At 47.9% G+C, this 21,151-nt stretch carries 17 protein-coding genes; 3 read left to right on the forward strand and 14 right to left on the reverse strand.

The annotated features are described in order from the left end of the window. Nucleotides 1–110 precede the first annotated feature (110 nt). Complete coding sequence (locus tag J2S36_RS02790; protein WP_309957455.1) at nt 111–2,186, forward strand: AMP-binding protein; 2,076 nt, start codon at nt 111–113, stop codon at nt 2,184–2,186. Between the two features lie 90 nt (nt 2,187–2,276). Here the strand turns inward: J2S36_RS02790 and nrdR are convergent, their stop codons facing one another. Continuing rightward, nucleotides 2,277–2,762, reverse strand: a complete 486-nt coding sequence (gene nrdR / locus J2S36_RS02795; protein WP_445344342.1) for a transcriptional regulator NrdR — start codon at nt 2,760–2,762, stop codon at nt 2,277–2,279. Between the two features lie 20 nt (nt 2,763–2,782). Further along, nucleotides 2,783–3,391, reverse strand: a complete 609-nt coding sequence (locus J2S36_RS02800) for a hypothetical protein (RefSeq protein ID WP_309955302.1) — start codon at nt 3,389–3,391, stop codon at nt 2,783–2,785. A gap of 268 nt (nt 3,392–3,659) precedes the next feature. Here J2S36_RS02800 and lexA point away from each other — a divergent pair, with 268 nt between their 5' ends. After that, nucleotides 3,660–4,403, forward strand: coding sequence for a transcriptional repressor LexA (gene lexA, locus J2S36_RS02805; protein ID WP_309955304.1), 744 nt, complete (start codon nt 3,660–3,662; stop codon nt 4,401–4,403). An 87-nt stretch (nt 4,404–4,490) separates the two neighbouring features. Here lexA and J2S36_RS02810 read toward each other — a convergent pair whose 3' ends face one another. Continuing rightward, on the reverse strand, nt 4,491–6,542 hold the full coding sequence (locus tag J2S36_RS02810) for an ATP-dependent DNA helicase (RefSeq protein WP_309955306.1): 2,052 nt from the start codon (nt 6,540–6,542) through the stop codon (nt 4,491–4,493). After that, nucleotides 6,532–7,977, reverse strand: a complete 1,446-nt coding sequence (hflX, locus tag J2S36_RS02815) for a GTPase HflX (protein WP_309955309.1) — start codon at nt 7,975–7,977, stop codon at nt 6,532–6,534. The genes J2S36_RS02810 and hflX overlap by 11 nt, the downstream gene beginning before the upstream one ends. A gap of 331 nt (nt 7,978–8,308) precedes the next feature. Here hflX and J2S36_RS02820 point away from each other — a divergent pair, with 331 nt between their 5' ends. Next, nucleotides 8,309–8,929, forward strand: a complete 621-nt coding sequence (locus J2S36_RS02820; RefSeq protein ID WP_309955311.1) for a class I SAM-dependent methyltransferase — start codon at nt 8,309–8,311, stop codon at nt 8,927–8,929. Nucleotides 8,930–9,059: 130 nt separating this feature from the next. Here J2S36_RS02820 and miaA read toward each other — a convergent pair whose 3' ends face one another. The 10 genes from miaA to J2S36_RS02870 all read right to left on the reverse strand — a co-directional run bounded on the left by miaA (nt 9,060) and on the right by J2S36_RS02870 (nt 21,077). Beyond that, nucleotides 9,060–10,016, reverse strand: a complete 957-nt coding sequence (gene miaA, locus J2S36_RS02825; protein WP_309955313.1) for a tRNA (adenosine(37)-N6)-dimethylallyltransferase MiaA — start codon at nt 10,014–10,016, stop codon at nt 9,060–9,062. Beyond that, entirely contained in the window at nt 10,016–11,557 is a 1,542-nt protein-coding gene (gene miaB, locus J2S36_RS02830) for a tRNA (N6-isopentenyl adenosine(37)-C2)-methylthiotransferase MiaB (protein ID WP_309955315.1), read from the reverse strand. The genes miaA and miaB overlap by 1 nt, the downstream gene beginning before the upstream one ends. Nucleotides 11,558–11,712: 155 nt before the next feature. Then, complete coding sequence (locus tag J2S36_RS02835) at nt 11,713–12,312, reverse strand: regulatory protein RecX (RefSeq protein ID WP_309955317.1); 600 nt, start codon at nt 12,310–12,312, stop codon at nt 11,713–11,715. Nucleotides 12,313–12,561: 249 nt separating this feature from the next. Next, a complete protein-coding gene (gene recA / locus J2S36_RS02840; protein ID WP_309955319.1) occupies nt 12,562–13,605 on the reverse strand; it encodes a recombinase RecA in 1,044 nt (347 codons plus the stop codon). 245 nt (nt 13,606–13,850) lie between these two features. Further along, nucleotides 13,851–15,779 (reverse strand): hypothetical protein, encoded by a 1,929-nt coding sequence (locus tag J2S36_RS02845; protein WP_309955321.1) that lies wholly within the window; start codon nt 15,777–15,779, stop codon nt 13,851–13,853. A 92-nt stretch (nt 15,780–15,871) separates the two neighbouring features. Next, entirely contained in the window at nt 15,872–16,114 is a 243-nt protein-coding gene (locus J2S36_RS02850) for a DUF3046 domain-containing protein (RefSeq protein ID WP_309955323.1), read from the reverse strand. 236 nt (nt 16,115–16,350) lie between these two features. After that, on the reverse strand, nt 16,351–16,716 hold the full coding sequence (locus J2S36_RS02855) for a helix-turn-helix domain-containing protein (RefSeq protein ID WP_309955325.1): 366 nt from the start codon (nt 16,714–16,716) through the stop codon (nt 16,351–16,353). Nucleotides 16,717–16,864: 148 nt separating this feature from the next. Beyond that, on the reverse strand, nt 16,865–17,359 hold the full coding sequence (locus J2S36_RS02860; RefSeq protein WP_309955327.1) for a CinA family protein: 495 nt from the start codon (nt 17,357–17,359) through the stop codon (nt 16,865–16,867). Nucleotides 17,360–17,412: 53 nt separating this feature from the next. Further along, nucleotides 17,413–18,009: a CDP-diacylglycerol--glycerol-3-phosphate 3-phosphatidyltransferase gene (gene pgsA, locus J2S36_RS02865; protein WP_309955328.1), complete on the reverse strand. Its 597-nt coding sequence runs from the start codon at nt 18,007–18,009 to the stop codon at nt 17,413–17,415. A 125-nt stretch (nt 18,010–18,134) separates the two neighbouring features. Then, nucleotides 18,135–21,077, reverse strand: coding sequence for a DNA translocase FtsK 4TM domain-containing protein (locus J2S36_RS02870; RefSeq protein ID WP_309955330.1), 2,943 nt, complete (start codon nt 21,075–21,077; stop codon nt 18,135–18,137). Between the last annotated feature and the right edge of the window lie 74 nt (nt 21,078–21,151).

The raw sequence follows: 21,151 nt of genomic DNA on the forward strand, positions 1-21,151 counted from the left end.
GTTTCGGAGCATCTAACAACTTATTAACATTTATCCATACCTGTGATTTAGGATTAACTCGCAGGAATACTAAATGCAAATTAGCAGATTGGGAGATTGACTTGAGTAATATGATGGCACGCGCTCACGCGCACTACTCTCCAGGAGTTCCCACATCCATCAAGGAAGTTGACCTAACACTCGGAGAAATTTTCGCACGAGCTGTGCATGATTTTCCGCAGCATATCGCAATCGATTTCCTTGGTCGGGAATACACCTATGCCGAAGTCTTTTCCGAGATCAAGCGCGCAGCTACCGCACTTACGATGTGCGGCGTGCGCAAAGGCGATGTAGTCTCCATTATTTTGCCAAACTGCCCGCAGCATTATATTGCGGTCTACGCTATCACTGCGCTCGGCGCAATCGCATCGGAGCATAATCCACTAGCGCCTGCCGCGCAGCTCAACGAGCAAATCGATCGCGTTGGATCCACCGTCGTAATTGCCTGGGAACAGACGATTGAGCGCATTACCACTGGAGATTCGCTGCGTGGACGCACCTATCTTGCAGTCAATCTCACGAAGGCTTTGCCAAAGAAATCTCAGTTCTTATTAAAACTTCCGGTGAAAGCAGCACGCGCTCAACGCGCTAAACTGCGGGGGAAAGTGCCGCCTGGGGTACATTCTTGGGATAATCAGGTTTCGCATGCGACCCCGATGAATCTAAATTCCGTAGATCACGGCACTGCTGACGATATCGCAATTTTGATCCAGACCGGCGGCACTACTGGCATTCCTAAATCGGTGGCACTCACTCACCGCAATCTCACTTCAAATTCAACGCAAGTAAAGGCGTGGTTGCAGGAATTCCGTCAGGGAGCAGAAACTGTTGCCGCAGTCTTGCCGTTCTTCCACGCATTCGGATTCGAGCTTTCGCTGGTGGTTTGCGTCGATTTCGCAGCTACGCAAGTAATGTCCCCGACCTTCGATGTGGATATTATTCTCGCTGGGCACAAACGCCATCCAATCACTTTTTTTGCTGGGGTGCCGCCAATGTTCGAACGTATTTTGGCTGCGGTAAAGAAACGCGGCGGCATCGATTTAAGCTCAATGCGCTATAGCTGCAGTGGTGCAATGCCGCTCGACCCGAATCTCGCTGCAGCATGGGAAGAAGCTACAGGAGGGTATCTTGTTGAGGGGTACGGGATGAGTGAGGCGAGCCCGCTTATTGCTGCTTCACCGCTCTCTGCTGCGCGTCGCCCTTCAACTTTGGGTTTGCCAATCCCTTCAACGGAAGTAAAAGTGGTAAATCCAGATAACCCGAACCAGGAACTGGCTGAAGGCGAGGTAGGTGAGATTCTCGTACGTGGTCCGCAAGTATTTCCTGGCTATTATGAAAATGAAACCGAAACGGCTGCCGCGTTCCACGATGGCTGGCTACGCACTGGCGATCTTGCAAAGTGGGATGATGGTTTCCTGGTAATGGCAGATCGCCGCAAAGAAATGATTATCAACGGGGGCTTTAACGTCTACCCGTCAGAAGTAGAAAAAGTGGTGCGGGAAATTGAAGGCGTAGCCGATGTAGCGGTGATCGGAATGCCAAATGGTACTTTCGGCGAAAGCGTAGTAGCCGCGCTTGTACTTGAACCCGGCGCAAATGTAACTCTCGAACAGGTGCGTCAATGGACCGAATCACGTCTTTCGCATTATGCGATGCCGAAGTCAATCGCGATCCTTGACGAACTTCCACGTTCGCAGATTGGTAAAGTACTTCGTCGAAGCGTAAAAGAACAGCTGGAAAATTTTGAGCTTGTATCTGGGCAGTGGCGAAAAAAACTGGGAGCTGCCTCAAATAGTGCAGCTCAGACATTTGAAGCATATCTCCAAGCACTCAAAGAAAAAACTAATAGCACTGCTGAAGAGTGGCGTGCTTGGAGCGAAAGCAACGCCCCGCAGCTGGAGCGGTTCCGCAATTGGTGGAATAGTGAAAGAAATTCACAATCAGCCGATTCCAGTATTGACGATAAAGCGCACACTGAAGGTATTTCAGTGGAAGGATTTGTAAATTGGGTAAAAGCAAATTCGCCACTGAAGCATGGCGAGATAAATCCTGATCACACGCATCCGAAAGCAGAAGTACACTTTGACCATAGCGCTACCGAGCTTTCACAAACGGATGCAAAAAAGGAAGAACAGCAACGAAAATGAATAAAAAGTGGCGCAAACTGAAGGAACATCAAAGTAAAAGCTAATTCAATTAGCGCCAAGAACTAACGCGAACTAGAGATTGTAGCCTGCTTATTTCGAGAGATTCCGCAAACGATCTATTTCCGCCGCAAAATCATCAAGCGAATCAAAATTCGCATACACTGATGAAAAACGGAGGTAGGCAATTTGATCTAGTTCGCGAAGTGGTTCTAAAATCGCCATTCCAACTTCATAAGCATCAATTTGAGATTGCCCCGAGGCACGAATTTGTTCTTCCACTTTTTGCGCAAGAATTGCAAGCTGATCATTTGTAACTGGACGCCCCTGGCAAGCTTTACCTACTCCAGCAATAATCTTCTGCCGGCTAAATGGTTCGCTCACACCCGAGCGCTTCACAACCGTTAGTGAGGCAGTCTCAGAAGTGCTGAAACGACGCTTACATTCAGGACATTCACGACGACGCCGAATCACGGTACCGTCTTCACTAGTGCGCGTATCTACGACACGCGAATCTGGATGGTGACAAAACGGGCAATACATAACGCCCAAAATACCGATCAAAGCAATACAAATCAAATCAAAAAGATATTTTGTAATTAACTGCGAATGATCACCTGCGGCTGCGCAGGATCAAGCGATGCATAAATCGAATCAAATGATTCTACTAAGGAAACTCCAATACCAAATGCAAACATTAGCAATACTAGGAAAAGTACAAAGAAGATTCCCCGTAAAAATAACGAAAACAAATCGCTATCACTAATTTTTGCTGCCTGCGCAAAACGCACTCCATGAGCATAGTTCGCACTAATTTGCATTCGCTTTTGACCAACCGGATCGCACCCGGCCACACCGAATGGCAAATCTTGTAAGCCACTCACTGACTTTTGCTGCGGATCAGATGCGATTCGCCGAGAAGCAACAGATATTTTCTGCCCCCACCGATTCTCCTGCGGCACCTGATCAGTAGGCGCTACAACTCGCATATTTGAAAAAACTGTATTCGATTCAAACGAACTTGGCCGATCAGGACGCACGATCTGAAGCTGTTCAGATTTTCGCTCCAAATCAACGATCCGCAAATGCCGATACCGCACGCTATGCGTATTTTTATGCGCTTTGGAAATATCACTCTGCACCGGTGCAACACTGCGCAATCTCGCCCCTGCAAAATCTGCAGTTTGTTTTATTGCGATTGCCGTCATTTGATTCCCTTTCTCGAACCTCTGTTCTAATCATAGCTAGGTAAACGAAACTTGTAAAGAACATTTGTTCGAATAGTACCCGAACAAATGTTTGAATAAACTCTCGTTTTCCGCTATCCTTAACTACAACTAAAGTAAAACATCGCCTTCCCCAGAAATTTCTTTGCTTTTTGGGAAACCGCAAGTTTTGCAGCTTTAACCCCAAATATCTTGGCGTGTTGCGAAACAAGATCTGCAACGAAACCCCACCAGCAGATGAGAGGAAAATATGAGCACACAGAATCCCTCCCCACTCACAGCCCGCCAGTCACGCATCTTTCATGCTGTAATCACCGGGATTGAAAAACACGGTTTCCCTCCAACGGTGCGTGAAATCGGGGAAGCAGTCGGGCTTGCTTCCCCTTCGTCAGTTAAATATCAACTTGACGCAATCGAAAAAGCTGAGCTGATTGCACGCGATCCACGTCGTCCACGCACGATCGAAATCACACCGCTCGGGCAAGAATATGCTGCAAAACACTTCACAGCTACCCCGCCGAACCACGCAACGCCAGCAAGCCCAAGCACCGCAGAAATAAAATCCCCAATCCAAAGAGTTGCGGAGCAATTCGCTGGCGAATATCATCCAGATACACAAAATTCCGTAAATGTACCACTAGTGGGCACAATTGCCGCCGGAGCTCCGATCCTTGCCACACAAGAAGTTGAGGATATTTTTCCACTTCCGCGGCGGCTTACCGGGAATGGTGAACTTTTCATGTTGCAGGTGCAAGGCGATTCAATGATCGATGCAGCAATATGCGATGGAGACTGGGTTGTGATCCGGCAGCAGCAGATTGCTGAAAATGGTGAAATCGTAGCCGCAATGATCGATGGCGAAGCGACCGTGAAAACATTCCAAAAACGTGATGGGCACATCTGGCTTTTACCACAAAATACCATGTACGCCCCAATCCCTGGCGACGAATCAACGATTCTGGGAAAAGTAGTCACCGTCCTACGCTCACTGTGAATCTTCCAAAGATAAAATTTGCTCCAGCTCTGGCTGAAATATTTTTCCACCAAAATCTCGATCAGCTTGCAGCTGCAACAATGTATTTCAGTCAGACTGCTTTGCGATACGGCGCAGCGCACCTTTCACGATCTCGATATCTTCAGTCATCCACAGTCTTGGCATTGAACGTAGCAGATACCGACCATAACGTTGCGTCACGATCCGGCTATCGAGCACTGCCACCACTCCAATATCAGTAATTCGTCGGAGCAAACGCCCCGCTCCCTGCGCAAGCAACAATGCCGCATGAGCTGCCGAAACTTCCATGAACCCATTTCCACCGCGCCGATTCACAACATCCGCGCGGGCTGCAAAGAGCGGTTCGTCAGGGCGCGGGAATGGAATCCGGTCAATGATCACCAGACGATTCGTTAGCCCCGGCACATCCACACCTTGCCAAAGCGAAAGCGTACCCAGCAGGCAAGCAGCATGATCCGCACTAAATTCTGCCACCAGACTCGGCAACGGGTCATCACCTTGACATAGCACTGGCACAGACAGCTGCTCGCGCAAATATTGTGCCGCCCGATCAAGCGCGGCATGCGAAGTAAATAAGCACAACGCACCTCCGTCAGCAGCCTGGATTAATTCCACCATTTGCGCCAACTGCTCTTGACCATGCCCATCGCGCCCGGGAGCTGGTAAATTTCTTGGCAAGTATAAAATTCCCTGCTCTGCATAATTGAATGGCGATCCAACATCGATTGCATCCCAGCTCGGCTGATCCGGAAAGGAGAATCCCACATTCCGCGCCACCTGCGCAAACGAGCCTCCCAATTGCAAAGTCGCCGAAGTTAGCACTACTGCCCGATCAATAAATACGCGATTGGCGATATCACTAGCGACATCAAGTGGAGCACCGTTAAAAGCTGGCACGTCATCACGCGAAAGTGAAATCCACGCTACGAGCCGCTCAGATGAAATTGCATCCCCCAAAACAAGCTGGCATAAATCTTGCATTTCCACCATCCGGGAACGCAAAATTTGCTTGGTTATCGCAATCTCTTCATCACGCGCATTCAATTCGCGAATATCCGTCAAAGCCTGCTGCGTACGCCCTAAAAGACGCACAAAAGCTTGTGTTAATTCGGGCGGCAACTCCGTCAAGCGTTTTTCTCCAAGCTGGCCCATCACCGCATTAAATTCATCTGCGCTCTCATCCAGATCAGCATCATCTAACCCAGCTCGGCGCATCTGCCGGGCAAGCGAAAGCAAATCGTACTTCTGAAAGCTGACAGAGAGTTGATTCGTTACTCGCGCTACAAGATCATGTGCTTCGTCAATGAGAAATACGTCAGCTTCCGGAAGTACTTGATTTGCACTCGCCTCCACCCCAAGCATCGCATGATTGGTTACTACCACATCTGCCCGCATCGCATTTTTGCGAGCTAAATCGGGAAAACAAGTTGCACGCAGCGGACATTTATCACCAATACATTCATTTTTCGGAACAGATATTTGCCGCCACACCTGCTCACTCACACCGGGTATCAAATCATCACGATCACCCGTCTCCGATTGTGCCGCCCAATCGCGGGCACGCATCACTTCCGCCCCAGTGGCAGTAGCACCAAATTCCCCTTCAGCCCGTGAAAGGAATGCGCCATCTTCAGGATATCCGCCTGTCACTTTACGCAGACAAGCATAGTTATTCCATCCTTTCAGCAATGCGACTTTTGGCTTCCTTCCCGTCAGCTCCTGCACTTTTTCTGCCACGAGAGGCGCATCTTGGGTCATGATCTGGCGTTGCAGCGCAAGCGTCGCGGTAGAAATGATCACCCGTTCTGAAGTATTGACGGCATGCAGCATTGCTGGCACCAAATATCCATAAGACTTCCCTGTACCGGTACCTGCCTGCACTAATAGATGCTCACGATTGGCAATTGCCTGACTCACGCGCTGAGTCATTTCGATCTGCCCATTACGCGGAGCTCCACCGATTTGCGCAACTACGCGTTCAAGCAGTTCAACTGCAGTTTGTTCGCTACCCTCCGGCGGCTGTATTGCGGCAGCATTTTGCGTACCGTTCTCACCGGCTGCTGCAGTCTCTGGTGCAGCATCGTGTAAATCTGAAAGATTACACGCGTCATTGTTCATTGGCGTAATTCTCTCCGACTGCGAGGATCACTTGCTGCAAATGTCGTGGCACGAGCGCAACCATCCGGGTGCCTTGTGCCAGAAATTCTTCACTGAGGACTTCACCTTCAGCATGGATTTTCGATACTAAATCTCCCCGGGTATATGGGATCACAATTTCAATTTTCACATCTGGGTGCGGTAGAAGCTGTGCAATTCGCTCTTGTAATTGCGCAATCCCCGCACCTGTGACAGCTGAAACTCCCACCGAATTTGGATATTTCGTCCGCAGAACTGCCACATCTACTTGCTCGGCAAGATCGAGTTTTGAGAGCACAATCAGCTCTGGAACATTCTGTGTGCCAGGCACTTCACGCAATACTTCATGGACTGCCTGCACTTGCCCGACCGGATCATGATGCGCCGCATCAACCACGTGCAATAGTAAATCTGCATTTCCAGCTTCTTCGAGTGTGGAGCGGAAAGCTTCCACCAGCTGGGTGGGTAGACGGCGCACAAAACCCACCGTATCGGTAATTGTATACTCACGATCATCACTTGTTTTTGCCCGCCGCACCGTCGGATCAAGGGTTGCAAAAAGCGCATTTTCCACAAGTACGCCTGCATCAGTAAGCCGATTCAAGAGTGAAGATTTACCTGCATTGGTATAACCGACTACTACCACTGACGGAACCTTGTTCCGTTTCCGGGCGGAACGTTGGGTTTCGCGTGCTGGCGCCATCTTTGCCAGATCGTGACGGAGTTTTGCCATACGTGTACGAATGCGCCGCCGATCAAGCTCGATTTTTGTTTCACCTGGGCCACGCGAACCGATACCAGCACCACCTGCAACTCGCCCGCCGGCTTGCCGTGACATCGACTCACCCCAACCACGCAAACGCGGAAGCAGATATTCGAGCTGTGCCAATTCAACCTGCGCCTTACCTTCGCGTGATTTTGCGTGTTGCGCAAATATATCCAAAATTAGTGCAGTACGGTCAATTACTTTCACTTTTACTACATCTTCAAGCGCACGGCGTTGCGAAGGGGCAAGTTCGGAATCAACGATGACGGTATCGGCTTCACTATTGCGCACGATTTCAGCGAGCTCTTTGGCTTTCCCTTTTCCCAGGTAAGTGGCAGGATCTGGGAATTGCCGATGTTGAATCACGCCATCCATTACTTGTGAACCAGCAGTTTCGGCGAGTGCTGCAAGTTCGCGCAAGGAGTCAGCGGCCGATTCGTAAGCACCTTCCATCCATAAGCCTGCTAAAACTACTTTTTCCAGCCGTAATTGCCGATATTCGACGTCAATTTGCGCATCGCGCTGCGCCGTCAAATCTGCGACGCGACGCAGCGATGAGCGGATCTCGCGTTCGAGCGAATCTCCTGCCCATGAACCGTCATAGGTGGGATCTGCCTGGAGTGCCGTACCGCGATGGCTGTGTACTTCCACTTGCCGTGTCTGTGTTTCGTTAATGATTGCTCGCTCCTTCGATTCTTTGAAAATTATCTCATGAGTGCCTTGAATTGACCATATCGCAAGTCGGTTGCCTTGTTTCCGCGCCGCAAATTCTTAGCTATTCAATTCAGAAAATTCATGCTTCACCGCAGCGCTGCAGTGATTCAGATTTGCTCACCCCGCACATTCTTGCATTATTGCTGTGCAAGAGGTTGCTAACTGACACTCGCGGATGCCGTGCGCGATAACAATTTATTTTCTGTATCGAAGTTAAACCGTCTACACAATTGTGCCGCCTTTTTCAATGGCAGGTATGCTTAGAGTTATGAATGAGCACTACTTTTCCACTACTTCGCAAGCAGCAAAGGTTGAGCAGACGCGGATCGTCACGATTCAAAATCATGATTTTACAGTCACCACAATGCCGGGGGTGTTTTCGCATGATGGTCTTGATAAAGGTACTGCTGTCTTGTTCCGAAAAGTACCCATTACGACTCTTCCGGCAGACGCAAAAGTGTTGGATTTGGGTTGTGGTTGGGGGCCAATCAGTTTGGCTTTAGCGCAAAATTATCCGACGGCGGAGATTTTTGCAGCTGATGTAAATGAGCGCGCAATTGATCTTTGTAAACGAAATCTGCTTTCTGCCGGGATCTCTTGTACCGTAGATTTTGAATCCGCACTATACGATTTTTTCGTTGATTCTGGAATGAAATTGGATTTGATTTGGTCAAATCCGCCTATTCGGATCGGCAAAGCGGAATTACATGAGTTGCTTTTGCGTTGGCTTGCTTTGCTCAGTTCTAGTGGTGTTGCTTATTTTGTAGTGCAGAAGAATTTGGGTGCAGATTCGCTGCTGATCTGGCTTAATGAGCAAGGTTTTTTGACGGAGAAGATTGGTTCGGCAAAGGGATTTCGCGTGATTTCTGTGCGCCCGCAAAACTCCTAGGAAAATCAAAGCATTCTTTTCCGTCGCTGATTTCCTCAGGAATACTAGTTTTGCACGTATCTGGCAGTGTCTCTTCGTTGCGGATTACAATTCGTGACTCCTACAGCCAGGCGGTTAGTTTATCGTGAAGTTAAACTTTGGCTAGTATCTGTTCAATCGCGTACCGTATTGCATTTTCGTGTGCTGATCTCTCTTTGTTTGAGAAATCGAACCAGTTTATTCGCGGATCAGCACCAAACCAGGTACGTTGTTTCTTTGCCAGACGCCGTGTTGCGAAGGCAGTATTCGCGATTGCTTCGTCTATGCTGATTTCATTATCGATCACGGCGATGCTCTGCGCATATCCGGTTGCTTTCGAAGCAGTACTTGCTTCTCGTAAGCCTTGCGAGAGTAAGTTTTCCGTCTCGGTAAGCAGTCCAGTTGCAAACATTTTTTCGGTGCGATGCAAAATTCGTTCGTGTAAGATTTCTTTTTCGACTCGCACACCGATCTGCACTACGTTTGAGTAGTGCGCAGTATGCCTTGGAAAGACTGGAGTATAGGATTTACCGGTAAGCCGTACTACTTCAAGGGCACGGATTACTCGCCGCGGATTGGCGAGGTTGATTTTTGCCGCACTTACTGGATCTTTTTCGCGTAGCTCACTAATGAGCGGATCAAGCCCAAAACTCTCCCAGATCTCATTTAGTTCTTTGCGAATATTTTCGTCAGTCCCGGGAAATTCGAGTTCGTCGAGCAGTGCTGAAACGTAGAGCCCGGAGCCGCCCACGATAATTGGAATTTTCCCATTTTGCACGATTTGCGCTAGGTCTGCACGGGCAGATTCTTGATATTTCGCCACTGATGCTTCGTCTCGCACATTGAGCACATCGAGTTGATGATGCCGGATTCCGCACATTTCCGAAGCAGTGATTTTTGCTGTGCCAATATCCATTCCACGATATAGCTGCATTGCGTCAGCTGAAATTATTTCTGCTTGTTCAACGCCGCCGAGCGCTTTTGCAAGCGCTATTGAAAGTGCCGTCTTTCCGGAAGCGGTTGGACCGACAATGCAGTATATTGGCTGGGCGAAATTGTGCGGCAGCATTATGCGAGCCCTGGACGTTTCATGATTGTTGGGAGTCCAAGATTGACCGGCGCTTTACCAGCTGCTTCAAGCTGTAGTTGCGCCTTGCGCGCTTCTCCGCGTTCCCACGCATCGCCGGCTCGGCTTCGCCGAATTTCAAATAATCCGCCGTTAATCCCGGAGTCTGCAAGTAGATATGATGGCGCACCATGCGTCACTTCACAAGTAATGAGATCCCCTGGCCGCGGCTGTGTTGCAAGATCTTTTGGCAATGCGACGTGTACCAGGCGATTATCTGCTGCTCGTCCGGAAATTCGTGCTGTAGCATCATCTTTCCGGCCTTCACCAGCTGCCACTAATACTTCCACTTTCGAGCCAACGAGCTTTTCATTTTCTTCAGTAGAGATTCGTTTTTGCAGCGCAACTAGCCGGTTAAAACGTTCACTTGCTACTTCTGCCGGGATTTGATCTTCCATTTGCGCAGCTGGGGTGCCTGGACGCGGAGAATAGATGAAGGTAAAGGCTGAGGAGAAACGGGATGCCTCAACTACGTCAAGTGTTTCTTGGAAATCAGCTTCAGTTTCGCCAGGAAATCCAACGATGATGTCAGTGGTGATTGCCGCATCTGGAATCTGCTCGCGAACGCGTTCTAAAATTCCAAGGAATTTCTTTCCACGGTAGGAACGGCGCATTGCTTTCAAAATTCGATCAGATCCTGATTGGAGCGGCATATGCAATGACGGCATTACATTCGGTGTTTGTGCCATTGCCTCAATCACATCGTCGGTAAAAGCAGCTGGATGCGGCGATGTGAACCGGACTCGTTCCAGCCCGGAGATTTCTCCGGTTGCCCGCAAAAGTTTTGCGAATGCACCCCGATCGCCGAAGGAGACTCCGTAGGAATTAACATTTTGCCCGAGCAATGTAACTTCAATCGCACCTTGCGCTACTACTGCTTCAATTTCTTGGAGAATTTCACCAGGCCGACGGTCTTCTTCTTTTCCCCGCAGATGAGGCACGATGCAAAAAGTACAAGTATTGTTACAGCCGACAGCAATCGAAACCCATGCAGCATAGGAAGATTCTCGATGCGAAGGCAGCGTAGATGGAAAGACTTTTAATGATTCTTCAATCTCTACTGCAGCTTTATGATTATGCCGGGCACGCTCAAGGAGAGCTGGGAGGACATCTAAATTATGAGTACCAAGCACTACATCTACCCAAGGTGCTTTTTCCACGATTCCTTCACGTAGTTGCTGTGCTAAACAGCCGGCTACTGCGATTTGGAAATTTGGACGCTCCCGTTTCACTTCTGCAAGCTGACCGAGGTTTCCAAATAATTTTGTGGCTGCATTTTCTCGTACCGAACAGGTGTTCACAACTAGTACGTCGGCACCTTGATCTCCGGCATCAGTTGCTCGCGCCCCGGCAGCTGGTACGAGCTCGACAGGCAGATATCCTGCTTCATCGAGCAAACCTGCAAGCCGTTCTGAATCGTGTACATTCATCTGGCAGCCGAGCGTTTTTAGGGCATATGTCTTGGGAAGTTCTTGGATATTCATCTTCGATAGTCTAACTTTTTATCATCTGAAACGACTTGCTACACCTAGCATTTTCAGGAAAATCACATCACTATTTTTGATTCAACGTCCGATAACCACTTGTTTATCTTACTGATTAGCAGTTTTACTGATTTATTGGGTGTTTGCAAATATCGTCATTCTTCTGGTGCTGATCCGTCGAGATCCATGAATGCAGCATTTATTGCCTGCCTTACCTGGCTTGGATTGAATCCGCGTCTTGCTAATTGCCCGGAGAGACGGCGGTAAATCACTGCGCGATCAAGATTTTTCATTGCCGCAATTTTCCGTTTTGCAAATTCGATTGCACTTGCATCTTCTTTCGCTGGATCAATCTGCGATAATGCTAATTCAATATTTTCTCTGCTCACACCGTGCTTTTGCAGTTCAAATTTGAGATGTTTAGCTGAGACACATTTCGTTGTGATCTGAGAGCGCACATAGATTTGGGCAAATCGGAAATCATCAACTAATCCAGCTGCGACAAACTTTTGAATTGTTTCTTTCGCAATCTCTTCGGGTACATCGCGTTTGCGTAATGCTTGTAATAGCTGATATTCGCTGCGCTCAATCATTGCTAACTGTCGATAAATCACATCTCGTGCTACTTGCCTCCAATCATCTTCATTGCGGCGTGAATTAAGTTCAGCTTTCCTTTTTTCGATCTCTTCTCTTGAACGATATTTTTTCCGCTTTTTGTGATCGCTAAAATCTGCCGCTGCTGCGTAATTAACCATAATTTCACCGGTTTTCTCAATTCATACCACTATTGAACGGTTCCTCATCACAGCGTGACGCGCTGGATCCTGGCATTAGCTGGGTTTCCACCATCGCTGACACACTTGTTTACTGGTTACAGAGTGCGGAGCTAAAATAATCGGATTTTAGCTCCGCACTTGATTTCGATATTCAACAGCCGTATTTCATTCAGCTCACTAATCACCTCTCGGGAGGAAAAAGGAAACTGCTCTCAATGCAGATGGGATTTAAACGCTCTCTGCTTCTGAAATTACTTCTTCGTCCCGGAATCCAGCCACGCCAAGTTTCCGTTTTACTTTGATTTCAATTTCTGCTGAAATCTCTGGATTATCCTTTAAGAACTGCCGCGCTTTTTCTTTCCCTTGCCCAAGCTGATCGCCTTCGTAGGTATACCAGGCACCCGAGCGTTTCGCAATACCGGTTTCAACCGCCATATCGATAATTCCACCTTCACGGGAAATTCCTTCACCATATAAAATATCGAATTCCGCTTGCTTAAATGGTGGAGCCATCTTGTTCTTTACAATCTTTACTTTTGTGCGATTGCCGACCGGATTTGCACCTTCTTTTAGTGCTTCCCCGCGACGCACATCGAGACGCACTGAGGCATAAAATTTCAGTGCTTTTCCACCCGTAGTAGTTTCTGGATTACCGTAAAATACGCCAATTTTTTCCCGTAACTGGTTGATAAAAATTGCCGTCGTACCGGAAGCGGAAAGTGCACCAGTGAGTTTCCGCAAGGCTTGTGACATCAAGCGCGCTTGCAAGCCCACATGTGAATCACCCATTTCGCCTTCGATCTCAGCTTTCGGCACGAGCGCTGCAACCGAATCGATGACGATAATATCCAACGCCCCGGAACGAATCAGCATATCTGCAATTTCTAATGCCTGCTCGCCGGTATCTGGCTGTGAAACAATCAGTGAATCAGTATCTACACCAAGTTTACGTGCATATTCTGGATCAAGCGCATGTTCAGCATCCACAAATGCCGCAATTCCACCAGCTTTTTGCGCATTTGCTACTGCGTGTAGCGCCACTGTGGTTTTACCAGATGATTCCGGGCCATAAACTTCAACGATTCGCCCGCGTGGCAAACCACCAATCCCGAGCGCTACATCTAAAGATAACGAGCCAGTGGGAATTACTTTCACTGAAGCAGGAGGCTTATCGCCAAGACGCATCGCCGACCCTTTACCAAAGGCTTTATCAATTTGCCCAAGTGCTACTTCGAGCGCTTTCGCACGATTGTCATCTTTACTTACTGCCATGAGATTTCCTTTGCTTGTTCACAGACTTACAGAACAGGTCTTTAATGGCTTTGCCCTCTCCGAGCCGCCATCTTGTACAACCATAAGGCCGACCTCCACCGAATTTTCCTTGCTTTTTCCCGTTGTGGAAAATGCATCCAAAATTGATTGCACATGAACATCCTACATCGAACATTCGTTCGATTAAAATTGGAAAAATATTTTTATTCACTCTCTATAAAGCTCATCAGAAACCATTCGCATAACTACGGTCTACGTCTTTTCAAAATGCCAATTTGCGAACGCACTCGTGCAAGAGAAATCACAATTGCGACAACCGTAATAAACCCAAGCGAAGCAGTACTAATAATTAAAGAATCAGATAGAGATACCAAACCGATTAAAGAAATCGCCAAAACCAACATGAGTTCGCGTAATTCAAAAAGTATCTTCTGACGACGTGATGGTCGCACTCGTAGCGGCATTAACGGACACTCATAGACTCCTAACAAATTTCTTGTAAGCTCGTCAATAAATATCGGAGGAAGATCAGGATAAACACGTAAAACTGTATCTGGACAGGAAAAACGTGCAGATACACTACCTTTAGATAATCGCAGTCGTTCTTCAAGAAATCTAGCGTCTGCTTCTGCAATACGCAGTTTTAATCTCCTAATTCGCCCCTCAACAACGCCTTCCAAGACTAGGATATCCCCATTACCCAAACCTAAATACGAGAGAATTCGCGGATCCGCAAGAGCTACATCACTCTCAGCATTCAGTAAATCAGCATAGCTCACCCGCACCGGAAGATACCTAGTTGGCATTAGATTTTTAAAATTTTCTACAAAACTACTCAAAAATCCATTTGATGAAATGGGGAAAAGCGACACAGCCTCACCTGAATGGACTCCAATCGCATGTCGCACTTTTTGATCCAGATGCGCTATAGCATCGTTTTCTATCGTCGAATCAGCACTAATTTTCACAATAAAATGACGACCTGTTTCTGTGTAACCAGCTCTAAACACAATTAGAGCATGACTACCTAAAACTCTTGCCAATTCCGGTTTTACAAATACTACTTGTTCTCCACGCCGATCACTTTTGCTATTCGAAGGGAGGACGATACAGCGATATTCATTTTCTGTAACATTTACAGCTCCAAACCTACCTTCTCCATTACTCACATACTCCTTCCCATACATATCGGATGTTCTGCCATAGACAAAGTCATGCGATATTCGCGTATGATGCACTCCTTTGATGGAAGTCTCTCGTGCTAAGTTATACTTATGCAACAGCTCACGAAACTTTTTACCGCGGTCTTTTACTTGACATACTGTGTTTTCACTTGAGTCTTTAGAATAAAAATCAATAATTTTTCCCGGATCTTTAGCAAACAAAAATTCAAGCTCTGAATTAATACCAGATAGCCACTCAAAAATATCACTCTGCTTATTGAGCAGAGGAGTATCTACGTCTTTTCCGATAAAACCGCTATCAGCATCGTAAATAAAATAATTTTCCGGCTTTTCCGCCACTAAATCACTATAACTCGTGTTTTCTGGCAAATCCCGAATTGTTCCATTTCCGTCAGGAACTTCAGACAATATTTCTAATGGATAATCGCAAGCATTGACTAGACGTCTGCTATACCCCGGCTCTGTACTGTCGAGTGCTTCTAACTCATCTTCATCTAGCCACGCAACCCAAACGAGACTCTTAGCATCTTGTTTATGAAAAGCAGTAGCTGCAATGTATCCTCTTTCAGAAATATCCGCAAAATATCCTACGCTTAGATTAGTTACGACTGCCGGCGCAAATGGAATAAATAAGTTTTTTCGATTCAGTCGTCTTGAAAACTTATTTCCCAGAACTTCCAGATTCGCATTTGATCCAACAGCTACTACTAAAAAACGCGACCCAATACTTGCATGCCCCATCTCGTCAGCAGCCTTTTCAATACTCATGATCTGAGCTGTATTGTCGCCACAATTCAATTCAACAGTTGCTGCAGACGCTTTACGCTTACGATCCAAACGCATCGGAATGAAGGAAACTTTTGGTTGCGCATCTAGTTCATCAGATTCAGGTCTATACTCTAAAAGAACTCCTGCAGCCTTTGGGGCTTCCCATGGATAATTTACTGGATCATTATCTGAATCAATAATTCCTGAAACCTGGATCCCCATTGCATACCTCTCTTTGACATACTTCACACGTATATTCCAAATCTTTTCTATTGATTCAAAGATACAGGAATTTAGCATCTTCCATGCTGGATTTACCGGTTGTCTGAATTTTTCATTTCACGCGGGTTGATCCGGTGTAGGTACTCATATTCTGCAGGCAAATCAAGCTCCACGATCAGTGCCCTCCAAACCTCAATTGGCTGATATCCGTTTTTCAAAGCTTCCGCACAGGTAAGTGAAGAAAGCTGCGGCAATACAAGATCACTCGCCACTGACTGCGCCCGTCCGTCTGGGAATACTCGTTTGAGCACATCCCAAAATTCTGTGTACGTCATGAGCTCTCTCCCTCATTCAAATCTGATCCTGATCAACGTTATCGATTCACACTATAATCTGGATGCCTGTAATGCACGCAAATACGGATCCACGATTCAGAAAGCTGAATAACAGCATCCAGTCTGATTCGATTCACCCAAATATGATTAAAATGCAGCTATCTCAGCTGGGAAACAAATTGGGTCTATCAATCAACTATTGACAGACCCAATTTGAAAATATAAAAGCAGTTAAATTATCGATTCATTGCTGCGAGCTCAGCAGCAACTACCGCATCTGGGATCGCATCTGGGATTTGTACCCGCGCCATCCGCCGCATCATTGGGGTCATGCGACCTTCTGCACGATCCATCCGATCAGCTACAAGCCGCAGCACATGTGCAAGCGGAACATTCAACGCGTGGCAAATCGAATCGAGGAGCTCGGATGATGCTTCCTTCTGACCACGTTCAACTTCTGAGAGGTATCCGAGTGATACGCGCGCATCTGAGGAAACTTCGCGTAACGTGCGGCCTTGACGCTGCCGATACTCACGCAACACATCACCCAACTCGCGACGAAGCAACACAGTTTCTGGACGAAGTTCGGTGTTCATATTCATTCAGTTCACTCTTTCTTATTCGAGGAGGAGCAAGCACATCTTGCTGCACGTTTATTACAACGCCTCCGATATCCAATATATTTCCATTAAAAGCTGAAAGTTTCCTGAAAATGCCCTCCGACTTCACTCCAAATTTAGCTAAAGCAAATTATTTAGACACTATTTCAGTAAAAATAAGCGAAATTGCCGCTGCAACACTCTGCATTCGCACTTGCTGCCGATCTCCCGAAAAATGATATTCGCAAACCGTCACTGCATCTGGAGTTTTCACCCCAATAAAGACGGTACCAGCAGCTTTCCCTGCACTCGCGCCAGGCCCAGCCACCCCAGTAGTAGCGATGGCGAACTCAGTTCCATAAAGTTTTGCAATGCCACTGGCCATTTGCGCTGCAACCTCTGCTTGAACCGCACCGCCACATGCTAAGAGCTCTGAATCAACCCCGAGCACTTTTATTTTCATTTCATTTGTATATGTTACTGCGCCTCCGCAGAAAATATCTGACACACCTGGCACAGCCACGAAAGCAGCTGCCAAAAGCCCTCCCGTCAACGATTCAGCCACACTAACCGTAGCATTACGCTTCCGGATCTGAGCAATGACGGAGGCAACCTGTTGGCTTAGTTCTTCGTCTGCAAACAACATTCCAATTCCTCAATTCTGATTGCACCTCAGATTGGCTCTGCCAAGTACCTTCGTCAGTGGTTTTCCGGTGCTGCATTTTTCAGCAAACGCATCGCATCACGCACATATTCAAATGCTGAAAGCAGCGCATAGAAGAGTGCGATCCCCATCAACGAATAGCTGACGTAAACAAGGAAAACAGCCAAGCTCTGCGGTAAAAATACGTGCCACGGCAGCAGCAAACCACCGATCGCCAGTGATTGTGCTGCCATTTTCACTTTCCCATGCCAGCCAGCTGCCATTACTTTCACTTTCCGCAGATTCATTCGCAGCAAAGTGATTCCCAGCTCACGCACAATGAATACGATCGTGACCCACCACCATAAATAGCCATGCCACGAAAGCAGCAACAATGCCGAAATTATCAGCGCCTTATCTGCGATTGAATCAGCGAGCTTGCCAAAATCCGTAATCAGATTCCAAGCTCGCGCAAAATAGCCGTCGAGTTTATCGGTAGAGGCGGCAACAAAGAAAATTCCTACCGCCCACCAGCGATGCGCCGGATCATCCACAAGAAAAGAGACGATGAAGGCCGGCACAAGCACTAACCGGATGATCGTCAAGATATTTGCGATGTTGCATAACGGAACTCTTGGTTTATTCTGATTCATATTTTGCCCATCTCCATCCATTTATCTTGATTTTCCAGTCTGCATCAGCACTTGCGCTGTTTGCTTAAATCTATCGCAAAGCATCCCAGATTCACCGCTGCAAAAGTCACATTTCAAGCTTTTAGCTAGTTTCTTCCAGTGAGCTGCCATGCATCCTCACCAGATTCCCCTGCAACGCCGTCGTCATCATTATAATTTTGCGCGATTTGATGCTGATTCACGCTTTTTGCCGTTGCAAGCGGATCTGCAGTATAGCGCGGATCCATTTGGTACATTACTGTGCGCGTGGTATCGTCATCGGCGGCTTCGTCAGCGGTTGGGGCGGTAATCCCGCCTTCTGCAATACCCAGCCCTTGATCCCCACCATCAAAAGGTCGTTTTTCCGGATCGGATTCACGCGCCACATTAACATCCCCAAAGTCAGCGTCAGCATAACGCTCATCGACTGATTGCTCGTGCAAAAAATCGCCTGCTGTTTCTGCCGGCTCGTCAGCCGCAGCATGTAAATCCACGTCTTCCCCACGAATAAACGCCAACACATTATCGAGTTGATCTGGAGTGACAAGCACTTCTCGCGCCTTCGATCCTTCCGAAGGCCCAACGATCTGGCGTGATTCAAGCAGATCCATCATCCGTCCGGCCTTTGCAAAGCCGATTCGCAGCTTACGTTGCAGCATCGAAGTTGATCCAAACTGATTATTTACCACCAGTTCAGCTGCTTGCAGCAAAGTTTCAAGATCGTCGCCAATCTCATCGGCAACAGCTTTCTTCTCCGCTTTCGGAATCACATCTTCCCGATAGCGCGGCTGCATCTGTGCTTTCACGTGCTTCACGATCGCTTCGATCTCGGATTCGTTCACCCACGCGCCCTGCACTCGCATTGGTTTTGATGCACCTGAGGGTTGGAATAGCGCATCTCCTTTGCCAATCAATTTTTCAGCGCCTGAAGCATCAAGAATCACCCGCGAATCAGCTAAAGATGAGGTCATGAATGCCAACCGTGACGGAATATTGGCTTTGATCAAACCCGTCACCACATCCACTGACGGACGCTGTGTAGCAAGTACCAGGTGGATCCCTGCTGCACGCGCCAGCTGAGTGATTCGCTGAATTGAAGCTTCCACATCGCGCGGAGCAACCATCATCAGATCTGCCAGCTCATCAACTACCACAAGCAGATATGGGTATGGGGCAAGTTTCCGTTCAGATCCTGGCGGCGGCTGTAATTTGCCGCTGCGCACAGCTTCATTAAACGAATCGATGTGTTTATGCCCATATGCGGCGAGATCATCGTAGCGCTGATCCATTTCCCGCACGACCCATTCGAGTGCCTCGGCAGCTTTCTTCGGATTCGTAATGATCGGCGTGATCAAGTGCGGAATCCCAGCATAAATCGTCAATTCCACACGTTTTGGATCAACAAGGATCATGCGTACTTGTTCTGGGGTAGCACGCATCATGATCGAAGTGATCATCGAGTTGATGAACGAAGATTTACCAGCGCCGGTTGCACCTGCCACCAGTAAGTGCGGCATTTTCGCAAGATTGGCAAGCACATATTTGCCGTCCACATTTTTGCCGACACCCGCGATCAACGGATGCGTCTCTTTCTTTGCCGCTGGTGAACGAAGCACATCACCGATCATCACTACTTCGCGGTCTGCATTCGGAATTTCAATCCCAATTGCAGACTTTCCCGGAATTGGCGAAATGATCCGCACATCAGCGGAAGCCACAGAATAAGCAATATTCTTTGAAAGCTGCGTGATCCGATCAACTTTTACGCCTGGCCCAAGCTCAACTTCATATTGGGTGACTGTTGGTCCGCGCGAAAATCCGGTGACGGTCGCATCCACGCTAAATTCAGCAAATACACGTGTCAGTGCAGCTACTACGTTTTCATTTACGGGCGAGCGCTCAAGATGCGGCTTGCCAGCCTCAAGCATATTCAATGCGGGCAGAGTGTAGCTTACGTTCGGGGAAAGTTCGAGTTGTTTTCCGCTTGTATTGGCAGCGCTGTTTCCCGGCTTTGGGGCGCGTAGTGGAATTGCTGCCGCTTTCCGCTGCAGTTGTGCACTTTCATTTGCGGTCTGGATCTGGAATGTTTCTGACGAATCGACAGCGTCTGGATCTGGAAGATTTTGGGTGCTGATTTTGCTGGTAGCAGCTTCCGGCTGCGTGGCTTGCAGCTGCGTATTTTCTGCCGCAGCTGATTGTGCTGCACCTAGTATTTGAGTTTGTTGTGAATCTGGATTCTTGGCTTCGTCAGCTGCTCTTGCGGCACGTGTTTCTGCTTTCTTCCACGGCATCGTCAAACGCTTCGTTTTACCGACCTGATTGCGATCTGGAATTTCGGCAGGATCAGCCACGATTGTAGCTTCAGCAGGATCCGTTTCAGCGATGGATACTGGTTGTTGATCACGCTGTATCCGCGCGCGTATCACTTGAATGATCTCGTGCACCTGCAGATTTGTGGCGTATAAGAAGGTATATAAAATAGCGAGGATCAGGATCGGAACTGCACCCCAGAGGCTAAAAAGTGCACTGAGTGAACCGCCAATGATCCAACCTACTAAACCGCCAGCGGCTTCGATGGCAGCAAAATTGATCCGTGGATCTGGCATCCCCAAGAAAATATGCAGTAGCCCGGTGAGCGTAGCAGTAAAGACGATCAGTGAAATCGCCCAGCGGCGGCTTGTTTCTTGATGTTTCCGCAGGAAAAATTTGATCGAAAGCGCTCCGAATAGGATCGGCAGTGCGACCGCAAGAACACCGAAAATACCTGCAACGATATGGTGTAAAACGTTTATCGCAGGAGCTTTTAGCCCAAACCATTCTCCGATCGCGATCATAATTGCGATCGCGAGCAGGATAATTGCGAGTCCGTCATGATGTTGCCGGCCAGCATTTTCCGGCGCAGGCAGATTCGCTGCATTGCCAGCCCGCCCAAGGTTTCGTGCTGCTCGCGCAGCGGCATTAGCAGACGCTGGTTTCGCGTGCGCATTTTTGCGCCCGCCTGGTTTATCCTGATTCGAGCTCAATTTTTCCCGAGCCAAAATCACTCCCATCTACAGATATTTTCTAGCATACTTGCTTCCACAGTATGTATTTCATTTACGTACTCACGACGGGCACGCCGCAG

Origin of the sequence: Arcanobacterium hippocoleae, from assembly GCF_031456295.1 — a bacterium.
Taxonomy (GTDB): Bacteria; Actinomycetota; Actinomycetes; order Actinomycetales; family Actinomycetaceae; genus Arcanobacterium_A; species Arcanobacterium_A hippocoleae.

What these genes read in the sequence shown, in the direction of transcription:
- J2S36_RS02810 (WP_309955306.1), bottom strand. Translation starts at nt 6,542, where the DNA reads ATGAACAATGACGCGTGTAATCTTTCAGATTTACACGATGCTGCACCA.
- J2S36_RS02855 (WP_309955325.1), bottom strand. Translation starts at nt 16,716, where the DNA reads ATGAATATGAACACCGAACTTCGTCCAGAAACTGTGTTGCTTCGTCGC.
- miaB (WP_309955315.1), bottom strand. Translation starts at nt 11,557, where the DNA reads ATGAATATCCAAGAACTTCCCAAGACATATGCCCTAAAAACGCTCGGC.
- J2S36_RS02850 (WP_309955323.1), bottom strand. Translation starts at nt 16,114, where the DNA reads ATGACGTACACAGAATTTTGGGATGTGCTCAAACGAGTATTCCCAGAC.
- J2S36_RS02790 (WP_309957455.1), top strand. Translation starts at nt 111, where the DNA reads ATGATGGCACGCGCTCACGCGCACTACTCTCCAGGAGTTCCCACATCC.
- J2S36_RS02820 (WP_309955311.1), top strand. Translation starts at nt 8,309, where the DNA reads ATGAATGAGCACTACTTTTCCACTACTTCGCAAGCAGCAAAGGTTGAG.
- pgsA (WP_309955328.1), bottom strand. Translation starts at nt 18,009, where the DNA reads ATGAATCAGAATAAACCAAGAGTTCCGTTATGCAACATCGCAAATATC.
- J2S36_RS02845 (WP_309955321.1), bottom strand. Translation starts at nt 15,779, where the DNA reads ATGGGGATCCAGGTTTCAGGAATTATTGATTCAGATAATGATCCAGTA.
- miaA (WP_309955313.1), bottom strand. Translation starts at nt 10,016, where the DNA reads ATGCTGCCGCACAATTTCGCCCAGCCAATATACTGCATTGTCGGTCCA.
- J2S36_RS02860 (WP_309955327.1), bottom strand. Translation starts at nt 17,359, where the DNA reads ATGTTGTTTGCAGACGAAGAACTAAGCCAACAGGTTGCCTCCGTCATT.
- lexA (WP_309955304.1), top strand. Translation starts at nt 3,660, where the DNA reads ATGAGCACACAGAATCCCTCCCCACTCACAGCCCGCCAGTCACGCATC.
- recA (WP_309955319.1), bottom strand. Translation starts at nt 13,605, where the DNA reads ATGGCAGTAAGTAAAGATGACAATCGTGCGAAAGCGCTCGAAGTAGCA.
- J2S36_RS02800 (WP_309955302.1), bottom strand. Translation starts at nt 3,391, where the DNA reads ATGACGGCAATCGCAATAAAACAAACTGCAGATTTTGCAGGGGCGAGA.
- J2S36_RS02835 (WP_309955317.1), bottom strand. Translation starts at nt 12,312, where the DNA reads ATGGTTAATTACGCAGCAGCGGCAGATTTTAGCGATCACAAAAAGCGG.
- J2S36_RS02870 (WP_309955330.1), bottom strand. Translation starts at nt 21,077, where the DNA reads ATGGGAGTGATTTTGGCTCGGGAAAAATTGAGCTCGAATCAGGATAAA.